17 protein-coding genes are annotated in these 14,104 nt (G+C 47.4%); 5 read left to right on the forward strand and 12 right to left on the reverse strand.

The annotated features are described in order from the left end of the window. Nucleotides 1-29: 29 nt before the first annotated feature. The 3 genes from R5H20_RS05555 to R5H20_RS05565 form a co-directional block, all read right to left on the reverse strand. The gene (locus R5H20_RS05555; protein WP_006636656.1) at nt 30-650 is read right to left on the reverse strand and encodes an NAD(P)-dependent oxidoreductase; all 621 of its coding nucleotides are present in this window, start codon (nt 648-650) and stop codon (nt 30-32) included. 24 nt (nt 651-674) lie between these two features. Beyond that, nucleotides 675-818 (reverse strand): hypothetical protein, encoded by a 144-nt coding sequence (locus R5H20_RS05560; RefSeq protein WP_167373800.1) that lies wholly within the window; start codon nt 816-818, stop codon nt 675-677. A 119-nt stretch (nt 819-937) separates the two neighbouring features. Next, the gene (locus R5H20_RS05565) at nt 938-1,138 is read right to left on the reverse strand and encodes an alpha/beta-type small acid-soluble spore protein (protein ID WP_006636657.1); all 201 of its coding nucleotides are present in this window, start codon (nt 1,136-1,138) and stop codon (nt 938-940) included. Between the two features lie 233 nt (nt 1,139-1,371). On the opposite strand from R5H20_RS05565, the gene R5H20_RS05570 reads away from it, so the two are divergent. Then, a complete protein-coding gene (locus R5H20_RS05570; RefSeq protein WP_006636658.1) occupies nt 1,372-1,593 on the forward strand; it encodes a hypothetical protein in 222 nt (73 codons plus the stop codon). Between the two features lie 70 nt (nt 1,594-1,663). Here the strand turns inward: R5H20_RS05570 and R5H20_RS05575 are convergent, their stop codons facing one another. From R5H20_RS05575 to R5H20_RS05595, 5 genes are all read right to left on the reverse strand, one after another. Next, nucleotides 1,664-2,770: an ABC transporter ATP-binding protein gene (locus R5H20_RS05575; protein ID WP_006636659.1), complete on the reverse strand. Its 1,107-nt coding sequence runs from the start codon at nt 2,768-2,770 to the stop codon at nt 1,664-1,666. A gap of 106 nt (nt 2,771-2,876) precedes the next feature. Then, entirely contained in the window at nt 2,877-3,761 is an 885-nt protein-coding gene (locus R5H20_RS05580) for a PucR family transcriptional regulator (protein ID WP_006636660.1), read from the reverse strand. 21 nt (nt 3,762-3,782) lie between these two features. Beyond that, nucleotides 3,783-3,992 carry a YheE family protein gene (locus R5H20_RS05585; RefSeq protein ID WP_006636661.1) on the reverse strand — a complete coding sequence of 70 codons (210 nt, stop codon included), beginning with the start codon at nt 3,990-3,992 and terminating at the stop codon, nt 3,783-3,785. A 167-nt stretch (nt 3,993-4,159) separates the two neighbouring features. Beyond that, complete coding sequence (locus tag R5H20_RS05590) at nt 4,160-5,512, reverse strand: YheC/YheD family endospore coat-associated protein (protein ID WP_006636662.1); 1,353 nt, start codon at nt 5,510-5,512, stop codon at nt 4,160-4,162. After that, on the reverse strand, nt 5,509-6,594 hold the full coding sequence (locus R5H20_RS05595) for a YheC/YheD family endospore coat-associated protein (RefSeq protein ID WP_006636663.1): 1,086 nt from the start codon (nt 6,592-6,594) through the stop codon (nt 5,509-5,511). The genes R5H20_RS05590 and R5H20_RS05595 overlap by 4 nt, the downstream gene beginning before the upstream one ends. Nucleotides 6,595-6,955: 361 nt before the next feature. On the opposite strand from R5H20_RS05595, the gene R5H20_RS05600 reads away from it, so the two are divergent. The 4 genes from R5H20_RS05600 to R5H20_RS05615 all read left to right on the forward strand — a co-directional run bounded on the left by R5H20_RS05600 (nt 6,956) and on the right by R5H20_RS05615 (nt 11,522). Continuing rightward, nucleotides 6,956-8,086, forward strand: a complete 1,131-nt coding sequence (locus R5H20_RS05600) for a DUF445 domain-containing protein (RefSeq protein WP_006636665.1) — start codon at nt 6,956-6,958, stop codon at nt 8,084-8,086. 121 nt (nt 8,087-8,207) lie between these two features. Then, complete coding sequence (locus R5H20_RS05605) at nt 8,208-8,561, forward strand: YlbF/YmcA family competence regulator (protein WP_006636666.1); 354 nt, start codon at nt 8,208-8,210, stop codon at nt 8,559-8,561. Between the two features lie 426 nt (nt 8,562-8,987). Continuing rightward, on the forward strand, nt 8,988-9,851 hold the full coding sequence (locus tag R5H20_RS05610; RefSeq protein ID WP_006636667.1) for a Cof-type HAD-IIB family hydrolase: 864 nt from the start codon (nt 8,988-8,990) through the stop codon (nt 9,849-9,851). 153 nt (nt 9,852-10,004) lie between these two features. Continuing rightward, nucleotides 10,005-11,522, forward strand: a complete 1,518-nt coding sequence (locus R5H20_RS05615; RefSeq protein ID WP_040347943.1) for a coproporphyrinogen III oxidase — start codon at nt 10,005-10,007, stop codon at nt 11,520-11,522. Nucleotides 11,523-11,772: 250 nt separating this feature from the next. On the opposite strand, the gene R5H20_RS05620 is transcribed toward R5H20_RS05615, so the two are convergent. From R5H20_RS05620 to R5H20_RS05635, 4 genes are all read right to left on the reverse strand, one after another. Continuing rightward, nucleotides 11,773-12,084, reverse strand: a complete 312-nt coding sequence (locus R5H20_RS05620) for a peptide deformylase (protein WP_006636669.1) — start codon at nt 12,082-12,084, stop codon at nt 11,773-11,775. 70 nt (nt 12,085-12,154) lie between these two features. Then, on the reverse strand, nt 12,155-12,295 hold the full coding sequence (locus R5H20_RS05625) for a hypothetical protein (protein ID WP_155910144.1): 141 nt from the start codon (nt 12,293-12,295) through the stop codon (nt 12,155-12,157). A gap of 44 nt (nt 12,296-12,339) precedes the next feature. Further along, entirely contained in the window at nt 12,340-13,551 is a 1,212-nt protein-coding gene (locus tag R5H20_RS05630; protein ID WP_006636670.1) for a cation:proton antiporter, read from the reverse strand. 6 nt (nt 13,552-13,557) lie between these two features. Then, nucleotides 13,558-14,055: a cation:proton antiporter regulatory subunit gene (locus tag R5H20_RS05635; RefSeq protein WP_006636671.1), complete on the reverse strand. Its 498-nt coding sequence runs from the start codon at nt 14,053-14,055 to the stop codon at nt 13,558-13,560. Between the last annotated feature and the right edge of the window lie 49 nt (nt 14,056-14,104).

The raw sequence follows: 14,104 nt of genomic DNA on the forward strand, positions 1-14,104 counted from the left end.
GCCGGGCATTCCCGGCTTGCCCCAGCATGTTAATACGCCAGTCCGGCCCTTGCCCGAATAAACTCGTCTGAGTTGAGCTGTTTGTAAAGAAAATGGGCGGTATCGCCGGTTGATATTTCTTTGCCGCCAATCGGCAGAAAATTCCGTTCGACGCGGTAATTTGTCACGGCCGGACCGTCCGGAAGATAGGTCGGGCAAATAACCGTCCAATTCAAATCTGATGCCAGAAGGCGTTCATACACGTTTGCATGTTCTTTTGCCGCGCGTGATGAGCGCCTTTTTGATTCGTTTGATTCAAAGCGGTAAAGCGCCGGGTTTTGTCTCGATTGTAAAATTCCGGCGGTTCCGATCGTAATCAGCCTTTTTTTGTTTTGGGCGCTCATAGCGTTTATGATGTTTTGGATGGAGACGCTTAATGTATCGTCTCCATCTGTATTTAAACAGCTGACAACTATATCCGCCTCTTTAATGAGAGCTTGCGCGTCTTCCGGATTTCTTGCGTTTCCGCGGAATGTGCGGCAGCATGTGCTCGGAAGGTTCGGATGTTCCGCGCGGACAAGGGCAGAGACGGAGTGTCTGCCGCCTGCTTCAATAAAGTGCAGGAAAGCTCGTCCGACACGGCCTGTACCTCCAAAAAGTGCAATCTTCATCAACAATCCCTCCCATTTGATCTATCATACGTCAGATCGACCGGGAGAAAAAGCCCCAGAGAAGCGAAAGACCGCCTGAAAAGGCCGGATATTGATGAGATATTCGTGCAAAAGGGAAATCCCGACAAATTGAAGCAGTTCCCAATTGATGCTTGTGACAAGCTGCATGCCGACTCCTCCTTTACATCAGCATATGTAAAACGGAGATGGCGGGTGCGGGATTTTCCCATGCAAAAAGAAGGTGCTGTGAAGCACCTTCAGCTTTAGCCATGATATGAAGTTGATGGTTATTGTTGTCCGCCCATAGAAGCTTGAGCTTGGGAAACAAGACGTTTTGTAATTTCTCCGCCGACAGATCCGTTTGCGCGGGAAGTAGTTTCAGCACCAAGGTTTACACCGAACTCTGAAGCGATTTCGAATTTCATTTGTTCGATCGCTTGAGCAGCTCCAGGAACGAGCAATTGATTTGAAGAATTTTGGTTAGCCATTGTATCAAACTCTCCTTTATCAGATAGTATGGTTGGGTTGGCTGGATTTGCACCAGCTGGCGGCTTTCCAAAGGGGAAAACAGCTGCCTTCTATGGCTGAACCCAATGCTGCCTTGCTACTACGTATTATGGTGGATTCAATCAAATCCATGCGCAGTACAAACTGGTAAATGTTGAAAGCGGAAATTTCAGCGAAAGGGGCAATCTAAAGGAAAAGATAAGGAGGATGCCGAATGTGTCCTGTATGCAATGGGATTCTGGTGGAGGAAAGAGCTTGTCCGAGGTGCGGCGGCGAAATGGCCGACGCCGGAAGAACAACCGATTTTTACGGTCCTTACAGCCCGTATATGGAGTATGATTCGTTTTTGCAGACGCGGTCAAGCTGTATTCATTTATACACTTGCCAAGACTGCTCTTATGATGAAACAGTCGAAATTGAATTGACCGAAGCATAGCAGAAGCCGCACTTCGGTCAATTTTCTGATTCGCTCTATTGCCGGGGGGCCGGAAGTGACGGGAAGCAAGTCATCCTTCAGAGCGGATGCGGAGCTCTGTGTCTTTATCAAAGAAATGGGCTTTGTTCATGTTAAATGCAAGAGCGTGGACATCGCCTGCCTGAACATCTGTCCGTGAATCAACTCTGGCGATGAACGGCTGCCCGCCGGCCTGTGAATAAAGCATCGTTTCGGCGCCCATCAGCTCAGCCACTTCGATTTTTGCATCAATTTTTGATTCTTTTGAGGCTTTTAGGAAGACGGGCTCGTCATGAATGTCTTCAGGTCTGATGCCCATGATGATTTCCTTACCGATATAGCCTTTGCTGCGCAAAATTTTCATTTTTCCTTCCGGAACAAGAATGGAAACATCGCCGAATGTAAAGGTATTTTCCTGAAGCTTGCCAGTGAAAAAGTTCATTGCCGGAGAGCCGATAAAACCGCCGACAAAGACATTTTCCGGATTTTCATATACTTCCTTCGGTGCGCCGACCTGCTGGATGAGGCCGTCTTTCATGACAACGAGCCTTGTCGCCATTGTCATCGCCTCTGTCTGGTCATGCGTGACATAAATCGTCGTCGTTTGCAGGCGCTGATGGAGCTTGGTGATTTCCGCGCGCATCTGCACCCGCAGTTTGGCGTCAAGGTTTGATAAAGGCTCATCCATCAAAAATACTTTGGCGTCCCGGACGATGGCGCGCCCCAATGCGACCCGCTGCCGCTGGCCGCCGGAAAGCGCCTTTGGCTTTCTGTCCAAATATTGTTCAAGGCCCAGAATTCTGGCGGCCTCATTCACGCGGCGCTTGATCTCGTCCTTCGGAAACTTTCTCAGTTTTAAGCCGAAAGCCATATTGTCATAGACGTTCATATGCGGATAGAGCGCATAGTTTTGAAACACCATCGCAATGTCGCGGTCTTTCGGAGCGACATCGTTCATCCGTTTTCCATCAATGGTGAATTCGCCTTCCGTAATTTCTTCGAGGCCTGCAATCATTCTCAGCGTTGTCGATTTTCCGCAGCCCGAAGGTCCGACAAACACGATAAATTCTTTGTCCTCAATGTGAAGATTAAAATTATCCACGGCCGTCACTTTGTTATCATACACTTTGTAAATCCGGTCGAGTACCAGCTCTGCCATGTTCTTCTCCCCCTCTTTATGTAAGCGCTTTATTTAATTTTAAGTTTATAAAAAGGATTCAGGCCTGTAAATGGACATGATGCACAATTTGCATTCGTGCATATTGCTATGATTGCGCCAGGACATCAATGATGAAGTAGACGGCGGCAGCCTCTTCAAACTGTCTGATATCAATTCCGGTTTTTTCAATAAACCGGTCGATTCTGTATTGCAGGCTGTTTCGATGGATAAACAGCCGTTTAGCTGTCAGGGAGGCATTCAGGTTGCACTGCATGTAAGTCCTGATGGTCAATAGGGTCTCCGGATCCGACAGTGCGTCCCTGACAGGATCAGACAACGCGCCAGTTTTGATTATCCCCGGTTTTGCCGCTACAAACGAAGGAAGGCACTGGTAAAAAGAAATAACGCTTCCGCGGTCATTATTGACCAGAAGATGCTGAAACATTTGCTTTTCAAAGCCGATCTTTTCTTGAAGCGAAGCATTGACTTGATGCAGCTGTCCGCTAAAAAACACTGGATTTGCCAAAAAATCGCTCGTCAGCGCGTCTGAAAGCTCGGCCAGCTGCTGTTTGGAAAGAAGCGGAGAAGGATTTTCATGGATGATGACAGCTTCGTGACGGTCGTACCAAACCACGATAGGACGTTCAAAAAAGCCGCTGACCGCTTCTTTTATCGCCTGTCTTTCTTCAGGGGAATGCTTCATTTTAAAAAAATGCCCTTGGATGGACTGAGCGTGCCGATCTTTCAGCGGGGCATTTGCGAAAAAATACTGATGCCATTCTTTCTCGCGCGGCGTCATGTAAGACGGATTCGGTTCTGAAAAAGGCTGAAATAAAGCAAACAACAGCTGTTTTTCCTGATCGGTGACAGCCTCTTTCAAAACGCCGAACGTCTCGCCGTCGTCCGTTTGAAACCAGAGCGCCTGTTGTTTGGGAGCCGAGCCGGAAACCACCATCCGATCTCCGTATAAAGTCTTTAATTTTTCCAGCATACGAAAAACTTCCTTTTCTATTTACTCGTAAATGTGGAAGAGCATGAGTTCATGAATTTCGCTTTTAAGCGAAGGTTCGTCATCATGCGGCGGATAAACGCTGCCCCATTCAATTTCCCCGGACTTGTGATAAATTCCTTCATAATGCGTTCCTTTATGGTAAAAAGAAAATGTCCAGCCGGGCAGTTTTTCTTTTTTAAACAACGGTTTCCATTGAAAGTGAGAAATCATAAAGTGCCACGCTCCTTCATCGATTTCAAAATGATCCGCCAAACAAAAAACTTTTGCAACGATTGATTTGTTATCATTGTATCTCATTCACCGAAAAGATCATAGGCTCTTTTCGGCGCCCGTATTTTGAAAAAAATGCCGCGAAGAATCATGTTCTCCGCGGCTTCCTAAGGACTTTTCCACAGTGTCTCAGGGAAAAGAATCGATTGCTCGGTTAAGTAAGAAGCGTATTCAAAATTTCTTCTTTTCGTCAAGCGGCTGACGGATGTTAAGCCGGGATGTGCGAAGATCCCTCTTCCCGGCCGGGAATTGGCTTCGAACATCCAGATCCTTTCCGACCGGTCCATTCCAAGATCCAAGCCGATTTCCCCGATAAAGCCCTCCAGTTTTTCATCAAGGACGCTGCTGATCAGAAGAGCTGTTTTCGCCAGCTTTTGCACAATATGGAGCCTCTGCCTGGGGTCATCATAGACTTCTGCCAGCGTTTTGACGATGCCGCCGCTTGAAATGTGGGTTGTGATACCGTTTTTCTCCGCTATTTTGACGGCGATCGCCGTAACCGTCCATTTTCCAAGCCTGTTTTTATTTGTATGCACCCTGAAATCAGCCGGATGATCGTTCACCCTGATCAGCTCGATTCCCTGCTGCGCGATATATGGCGTTTCCTTTTGCAGATTCTGCAATTCATCCAAAAAAGCGTCTGAAGATGGGAAGGATGCCTCGCCTTTTGCATTCCTGGCGGTCAGCCCGTTTTCTTCCCGCCTGGAAAGCTGATAAATTCCATTCCCCAAGCTGCCGTTAGCGGGTTTTATATAGACGGTGCCATAGTGGCCGACCATGTCTTCGATGATCTTTGCAGACGGCTGCAATACGGAGTTGGGCAGCAGCAGTTTCGTTCTTTCATCCTGCCGCAAGGACTCGTATATGTCCCATTTGTTAAAGAAGCCGGGATTGAACCATGGGATGCGGTACTCATTCATCAGGCGCGCTTTTGTTTCCTGCAGGATGGCCTCATCCTCCGCTTTTCGGTTCGGCAGTCTGTCATATACCACATTGGGAAGCGGAACCGTTGCTTCTTCCCAGCCGTTTTCCCGGAAAATGAAGCCGTTTACCGTTCCGTCCTCCCACTGGATCTGGTGGGCGCCAAACAAGTAGCAGTACCCTCCGGCAGGGAGATCCATCGTCAGCAGCTTGGAAAAAAACAAAGAGCGCCCCCTGACCGGCTCAAGTGCCGACTTTGTGAAGCCGGCAGTGAAAATGCCGATTAAAGGGCCGATATAGACGGTATTGTCGTGAAACAGCAATGCCGCTTTCCCGCGGTATGGAATCCTCAAGTTTTTATACAAATTTTCAGAAAGCAAGACCGTTTTCTTCAAGCTGCTGTCGAAGGAGATATGACAACGTTCCACACTGGTTCCGAAAGCCGCGTATAAAAGACCTTCCTGCTTGTAGGAAGCCGGCAGCAGCACCGTGTTTTCACTGTTTGGGTGGATTCCCACCGTCAGCGTTTTGCCGTTCATTTCCTTCCAGCTCCTTTCTTGTCTGCCGATGCCGCCAAGAAGGAGCAATATTCCAAAGGCCCTTTATATAAAAGCTCTCTGTTTTCAGGAGAATGCAGTATAAACGCTTTTTTTCCAGGCTTAGAATTGACATCGAGAAGCCAGACTTTCCCGTCTTTTGTCAGGCAAATATCAAGGCCGAGTTCAAACAACGGTCCATGCTCCGATTCAAGCGCGGGGGGTGCGGCCTTTGCGATCGTTTCTAAATCATCCAGAAGGACTGCCTGCCGTTTTTTCGGAACAGATGACAGCCAGCTGTCAAAGCTCACGGATTCAGAGCCTCCCGCCAGGTTGGCAAGCAGACCGTGCTGATAGCTTCGTCTTACCGTTTTTCCGGCAGGCTCCCATTCGCCTGCCCCGTTTTTCTGCAATAACAGCCTGATGTCGCACGGATACCCGTCTTTATCTTGAATATCAAGGAAGGTTTGCAAAAGATAGCGGTGCTGAAGGACTTTTTTGCACCATGTTTCAAAAGAAGCCTGCTTGGAAAAAGATTTGATTTGCTTATGCTTCCCGGCTTGGTAGGAGGCTTTCACCGTTTTCCCGGAAAGCTCCAGGTGAATGATTCCCCGGCCTCCTGAGCCGTATGCAGGCTTCAGTATGCACGATTTTTCTTTTGCCAGCCGCCGCAGCACAGCATGGGCGCTTTCGGCGAGCGATGTGTCAGGCAGATAGGCCTGGAGGACAGAATCTGCTTTTAAAGCTTTGTAGACCGTCCATTTGTCGGGAAGCCCCAATCCAAGAAATGAAGTTTTGGGGTATTTTTTCAGCCATTCAACGATCGGCTTCGCTTTTTTTGACTGCTGATCTTTGCCGTAAAAACAACGGTCATAGATCAGCTCAGGGATTTCGCGTTCTACTTCATTCCACTGTCCTGATTTGGGGTGAAAGGCCAGCGCTTTCACAAGCATAGATCCGGGAGAAATATCTAAAGGGGTGAACCGGATAAAACCGATTCCGTAATCTGAAGCCTTTTTTGCCAATTCCTCGGCATAGTCTTTTTCATGCTGATGGGACAGCGACATAAATCCGAGCGTCATCATGCTGATTCCTCCTTGTTAAAAAACGCTTAACCGGTTAGAGGACGGCGGGCGAATCTGCCGGGCCATCCAGCCGTATAAAGGGACAAGCCTTCTGTAGATGAACTTCTGTTACATGATACGCATTATGTTTTGAAAATAGGTCATGTTCACCCTCGATCACCGTAAAATGTCCGCCGGTAAGAAAAAAATTCCACCTGCCCCATTCTATTTTTGTTACCCCCGTACCATTCCCGAATTTGCTCGGCGATTGTTGACCTACTATAATAACGATAGGCATAGAGTGTGCCGTTGGTCTCCGTTTGGTTCAGTCAGGCGGATGGCCGTCAATGAAGTCAGGTGAAACGGAAGGCAGTTGAATAAAATGAATGTGATTGGTGTTTTTCTTTTTATGATTGTCATCGGCGCCCTGATCGGGGCTGTGACGAATCATTTTGCGATTAAAATGCTTTTTCGCCCTTATCGGGCACACTACATATTCGGAAAACGGGTTCCTTTTACCCCTGGATTAATTCCGAAAAGGCGCGAAGAATTGGCGAGGCAGATGGGACAGATGGTTGTCAACCATCTGCTGACAACCGAAGGGATCAGAAAAAGACTGGCTTCAGACGCAGTCAAAAACCAGGCGGTACAATTGGGGGAGCGGCTGCTTTCACATGCAAGCCAATCCCGGGTTACCGTCGAAGAAGCGCTGACAAAAATCGGGGTGGACAATGCCGCACAAAAAGCGGATCAGTTTGTGAACGAGTGGACGAATGAAAAGCTGTCAGCGTATTTGTCAAAGTATGAGAATGCCCCGCTGAAAGACCTTGTTCCGGCAGACGCGCAGGAAAAGCTGAACGACAAACTCCCGATGGTGTCGGAGTATATTTTACATCGGGCCGTCCATTACTTTGAAAGTGATGAAGGAAAAGACCGCCTTGGAAATATGATCAACGATTTCCTGAAAGAACGCGGCATGCTCGGCAGCATGGTGCAGATGTTTTTAGGAAACAGCAGTCTGGTTGACCGCGTGCAGCCTGAGCTCCTGAAATTTTTGAAAAACGGAGAGACCGCCCGTCTTTTGACAGATCTGCTTGAAAACGAATGGGACAAGCTGAAAGAGTATTCATTTAAAGAAGCTGATGACAAATGGAATCTGACGAGCCTCATCATCAATTTGAAGGAAAGGCTGATGACGTCATTTTCCCTCGCCCCCTTTTTCGAAAAAACGGCGGGTTCATATGTATCCATGATTGAACAAGATGTAATAGACCGTTTGCCGGAGTTGGCCGGCCGTCTGCTGGATGGGGCAGGCCGCCATCTTGATGATGTACTGAAACAGCTGCATCTTGAAGATATCGTGAAGGAGCAGGTCGACAACTTTCCGGTTGAGCGGCTCGAAGAAATGGTGTTGTCCATCTCCAAACGGGAATTTAAGATGATTACGTACCTGGGCGGGCTTCTCGGCGGGATCATCGGCGCCCTTCAAGCTGTCTTTGTTGTTTTGATCTAAAAAAGGAAAGGCATCTTGCAAAATGGAATAATAGTATAACTGTGAAAAACGCTCCATAGTCTGTTATAGTGGAGTGGTGCCATTTTCATGAAGAATACGGCAGGAAAGGAGCGTATCAAACATGGCTGTCAATTTATACGACACGGCTTATGATTTGGAACAAGCATTGCGCCAAAGTGAAGAATACTCTCGATTGAAGGGCCTTTATGATGACGTAAATGCCGATGAATCAGCTAAAAGGATGTTTGACAATTTTCGTGATATCCAAATAAGGCTTCAGCAAAAACAGATGAATGGGGAAGACATTTCCCAGGAAGAAGTCGAGCAGGCTCAAAAATCTGTGGCGCTTGTCCAGCAGCATGAGAAAATTTCACAGCTGATGGAAGCGGAGCAGCGGATGAGCATGCTGATTGCCGAATTAAACAAAATCATCATGAAGCCGCTTGAAGAGCTTTACGGAAATCCTGAAAACTGATCGAAAACCCCGCTTTTTAAGGAAAAGCGGGGTTTTTTTAACAAAGTGAACTAATCACGTTCCTAAACTTTAAAAAAAGACTTGTCAATTGATGAAATTGTTGCGATAATACTATATGTAAGTGCTTTCATTTTGCCGGGATACGATCATGAAAAAACGACTAAGCGGCAAAAAGCTAAGGGGTACAGAGAAAAAGCGCATTTGCTGGTCAGATAAAAGGGGTTATCATATACAGCGAATTGAATGAAAGGGGCATTGAATTCGCTGTTTTCAATATTAAGGGAGAAATCATGATCGTATCCGAAAGATGGCGGAGCGAAAAGTCTGTGCAGACAGGCTTTTTTTAGTTTGAGGTCTGTTCTAAAGAAGGCGTTCGGGACATATTCTCTATAACAGGTACAGTCATCAAAGAAGGGGGACCTCCTGGTGTCAAAACAAATGCTTGCGCTGAACATAGACGGAACGCTGCTGCGGACAAACGGACGGCTTCATCCCGCAACGAAGGAAGCGATTGAATACGCAAAGAAAAAAGATGTGTATGTGACGCTTGTGACGAACAGACATTTTCGTTCCGCGCAGAAAATCGCCAAGTCTTTAAAGCTTGATGCTAAGCTGATCACTCATAGCGGCGCCATTATTGCGGACAAAATTGATAAGCCTTTTTTTGAAAAAAGGATTTCTGAAGAAAAGACGTTTAACCTTGTCCAAATATTGGAGAGCTATGACTGCAATATACGAATTCTGCACGAAAAATATTCAATCGGCAACCGGAAAAAAACAAACTCAAATCTGCTCGGAAAAACGATGATCCATCCGTCAGACCCGATTTTTTATCCTGTTCAGTTCGTCGATTCTTTAAGCGACATGTTGATGGATGAACCGGTCAGTGCGCCGGTCATTGAAGTCTATTGTACAAAGGAAGAGGAGAAAGAGATCAGGCATACGATCGGGAACGCGTTTCCAGCGGTGGATGTTATTCAGGCCGGGGAAAAACTGCTGATTGTTCATAAAGGTGTTTCAAAGGAGGCGGGTTTGACGCTGCTCGCCGCCGAGCTTGGCTTTAAAATGGAGGATGTCGTCGCGATCGGCCATGATACCGATGACCTCCCGATGATTGAACTGGCCGGGCTGGGCGTCGCAATGGGCAATGCGCCGCAGGATGTCAAGCAGAAAGCCGATTGGGTGACGCGTTCAAATGATGAACAGGGTGTCGCCTACATGATCAAAGAATATTTCAGAATGCAGCAAAGCAAAGATTTTCTCAAAAAATTTCATATCAGAAAAGTATAAGCATACGGATATCCCTGTTTTCCCCGGAAAACGGGGATGATCTTTTTTGCCCCTGTTTTTATGGAGTCGGGATTCATCAGATATTGCCGGATTGATTTTGGCGGTTTATTTTTGTACACTAAAGAAAGTTTTGAAACGAAAAAGGTGATGATATTGCGCATTCATATAGAAGGGATTCAGGATGAAAGATTCCTGAGGCCGCTCGAGAATATAGCCAATCTGTTTTTTGAAGAGTGCGAGCTCACGTTTGCTGAAGAAGGTGAATCAGATCTTGCCATCACTCTCGCTTATGAACGGGATGATGCAGCAGTCCGGGCCTCAGGGGCGATCACAGGAGCGGACATAACAGCTGAGTACACGAAATCACTGGAGCCTCAATCTACTGAGAAAGAAGCATTCAAGCAGGTGAAAAACACCGTTTCCTACGTGTTTTTGAGCGTCTTGCAAAAGCACACCGGCATCATTCAGAAGTGGGGGATTCTTACAGGAGTCCGTCCGACAAAGCTGCTGCATAAAAAACTGCAAAGCGGGATGTCAAAAGAAGCGGCGCATGCCGAATTGAAAAGGGATTATTTGATCCATGACGAAAAAATCGAACTGATGCAAAACATTATTGACCGCCAGCTCAAGGCTGTGCCCGATTTATATGATCTTGGCAGGGAAGTCAGCATTTATATCGGCATCCCTTTCTGCCCGACAAAATGCGCCTACTGCACGTTTCCCGCATATGCCATTAAAGGACAGGCAGGGCGGGTCGGCTCCTTTTTGTGGGGGCTGCACTATGAAATGCAGAAAATCGGTGAATGGCTGAAAGAACATGGCGTCAAGATCACAACCGTTTATTTCGGCGGCGGCACGCCGACGAGCATCACGGCCGAGGAAATGGATCTGCTGTATGAAGAAATGTACCGTTCATTTCCGGATGTGAAAAACATCCGCGAAGTCACGGTTGAAGCCGGGCGTCCTGATACGATCACAGAAGAAAAGCTGGCCGTGTTGAAAAAGTGGAACATCGACCGGATCAGCATTAATCCGCAGTCTTACACAAACGAAACATTGAAGGCGATCGGCCGCCATCATACGGTTGAAGAGACGATTGAAAAATACCGCCTGTCACGGAAGCACGGGATGTCAAACATCAATATGGACTTGATCATCGGCCTCCCAGGGGAAGGCGTCAAAGAATTCCGCCACTCTCTTCAGGAAACGGAGAAGCTGATGCCCGAGTCACTGACCGTCCATACACTGTCGTTTAAACGCGCTTCAGAAATGACGAGAAACAAGCATAAGTATAAAGTGGCCGACCGCGAAGAAATCGTCGCGATGATGGATGACGCGGTGTCCTGGACAAAACAGCACGGCTATCATCCCTACTATTTGTACAGGCAAAAAAACATTCTCGGCAACCTTGAAAACATCGGCTATTCTCTTCCTGGACAGGAAAGCATCTACAACATCATGATCATGGAAGAAAAACAGACGATCATCGGCATCGGCTGTGGAGCGGCGAGTAAATTTGTCGATCCGAACACGGGGAAAATCACGCATTTCGCCAATCCAAAAGATCCGAAATCGTATAATGACAGATTTGAACACTACACTGAAGAAAAGCTCCGCTATCTGTCAGAGCTTTTTGGACAAGACGCTGCAAGCAGTTCTCATAAGGCGTAGAAAAGGCTTCCGGAATTCCGGAAGCCTTTTTCTTACTGTAAGCTGCTAATCTCGGTATGCTCTGGAAGCCGGACTGGGTTTTGGCGGTTGATCCGATCATAAAACATGATCCCGTTTAAATGGCTGGGCGACGATCGAGGCGCAGTATTAAGGTTTGATCACGACTTCACTTTGATTCTTTCATATCTTGGCGCATAGCCTTTCACATATCTGTCAACAGGGAGGCATCCTTCTCCTTCGGGTAAATAAATCATGCTGACGGAATGGCGATGATGTTTGGTTTCAGAGCATGTAGTCCGCGCTGCCGGTTTTCTTCATCTGTAAAATGGGAGGCAAACAGTCGCTTTTCAAGGCAGATTTGGTTTGCAGACAGCCCGACTCCCGGCCTGTGGCGATATGTTTTCGCTGTTTGCGGGTCCTGGCTGTTCTGTAAAAACCGCAGCATGGCCGACAGCTCTTCTTTCGCTTCAACAGTCGGAGGCAGGCTGACGTCGGCGGTCGCTTTTCTAAGAATCTCGTGTCCTTCTTTTATGATCAAATCGTCTGAATGAAACTTATTCATAGATCACTCATCCGCCTTTCTGCTTCAAATTTCGCGGTGTTCCCCGCAAACTTCGGGCTCATCCGCGTCTTTATTCTTCATGCCAGACGTCCGGCGTATTGTTTTGAATGAGGGGTAACGTCAGCGCCGCGACTGTCTCATCTTGGACAAATTGATCATATTTTTTCCAGGTGGAATGTCCACCGGCTTGCTCCCTGAAAAAATCGGCCATCAAAAAGAGACCCCGCCGATATCATGGCGGAGTCTCCCTTTCTGTCAACCTCTTTTCTTTACTTCGGTTTTTTTCCACTTAAACACTTGATTCAGCATATTAAAAATCCGTTTTGATTCCTTTGTCAAAAGCGGTCCCAAAATAGCAAGAATCAGCACATACAATGCGGCAAACGGTTTAAGCGTGGCCGATAGACCGCCTGCGATTCCCAGGTTGGCGACAATGATCGAAAACTCGCCGCGGGAGACGATCGTTAAGCCGATATTGGAAGAAGCTTTATGTGAAAGTCCGGCCTTTCTGCCTGCAATCATGCCGGCGATATAGTTTCCGAGCAAGGTCAGGATGACGGCGCCGAGAGACAGCCACACCGCATCTCCCAATGTGAAGGGGTCGATGCTCAAGCCGAAGCTGAAGAAAAACATCGCGCCAAAGAAATCGCGAAACGGGACGACCAAATGCTCGATCCGGCTGGAATGCTCCGTCTCAGAAAAAACAAGGCCGAGCAGCAGCGCGCCGATCGCTTCAGCCACATGAATGGTCTCCGATAATCCGGCCACAAAGAAGAGCAGCGCAAAAATGACAATGATAAAGATTTCATTTGAGCGGATATCGAATATCCGGTTTAGCCATTTCGGCAGCTTCCGTGCAATGATAAAGAACAACATCATGTAGCCAAAAGCGATCAAAATGGAAAGCAGCGCTTTTCCTGCCGAAGTCGAGTCGCCAAGGACAAGTCCTGAGACGACGGATAAATAAACGGCCAGGAAAATGTCTTCGAACATAATGATTCCGAGAATCAGCTCGGTTTCCGGGTTCGCGGTTCTTTTTAAATCGACGAGCACTTTGGCGACAATCGCGCTTGAAGAAATCGTGATGATTCCGGCGACGATCAAAACTTCAAGGAACTCGAAGCCCGCAATGAACCCGAACAAGATCCCCAGGCTGAAATTGATCAGTATATAAATCGTTCCCCCGACAGCGATGGACCGGCCGGATTTGATCAGCTTTCCGATGGAAAATTCAAGTCCGAGATAAAAGAGAAGAAACAGGACGCCCATTCTGCCGAAAAAGGCGATGATCTCCGAGCTTTCAATAAACTTCAGATCGATAATGCCGAACGTCGGGGCGTGCGGGCCAACGATCATCCCCAATATAATCAAAAAGGGGATGATCGAAAATCGAATCCGGTTGGCGATCACGGCAGCGATCGCGACAAGCAAGAGGGCGGTGCCGACTTCAAATACGAGATGATCCAAGGAGAATCACTCTCCCTTTTGGGAAAGAAAATCCCGCGTCAATTTCTTGAGGTGTTTTCTTTCTCCGGAAAGAACGAGTGTATCGTTTTCTTCAAGAACAGAGTCGGCGCCGGGGTTCAAAAATTTTTCCTGATTCTTTTTGATGATCGCGATGACCGTCACGCTGTAGTTTTGTCTGACATCCATTTCACCGAGCGTTTTGCCGACGGCTTTTGCCCCTTTTTCGACTTTGAACCATTCAATGATCAGATCATTAAACGCCATTTCAATCGATTCAAGCGTCTGCGGCTTGTAGACCATGCCGCCGAGGATCGCGGCGATCTGCCTTGCTTCGCTGTCATCAAGGGAAATGTTTGACAGGATCTCATCCGGATCGTCATCATCAAAGCGGTAGATCTCTCTTCTGCCGTCATCATGAACGACAATCGTCATTTTTTCATGGTTTCTTGTTTCAATTTCGAATTTTTTGCCAATGCCAGGCAGGTCATTTTCTTTAATATTCAATTTGATCCCTCCGAATCTATCGTTTTCCTTGACTGATCGATAACGCGCA

The organism is Bacillus sp. KICET-3, from assembly GCF_033261025.1.
Classification (GTDB): Bacteria; Bacillota; Bacilli; order Bacillales; family Bacillaceae; genus Bacillus; species Bacillus sonorensis.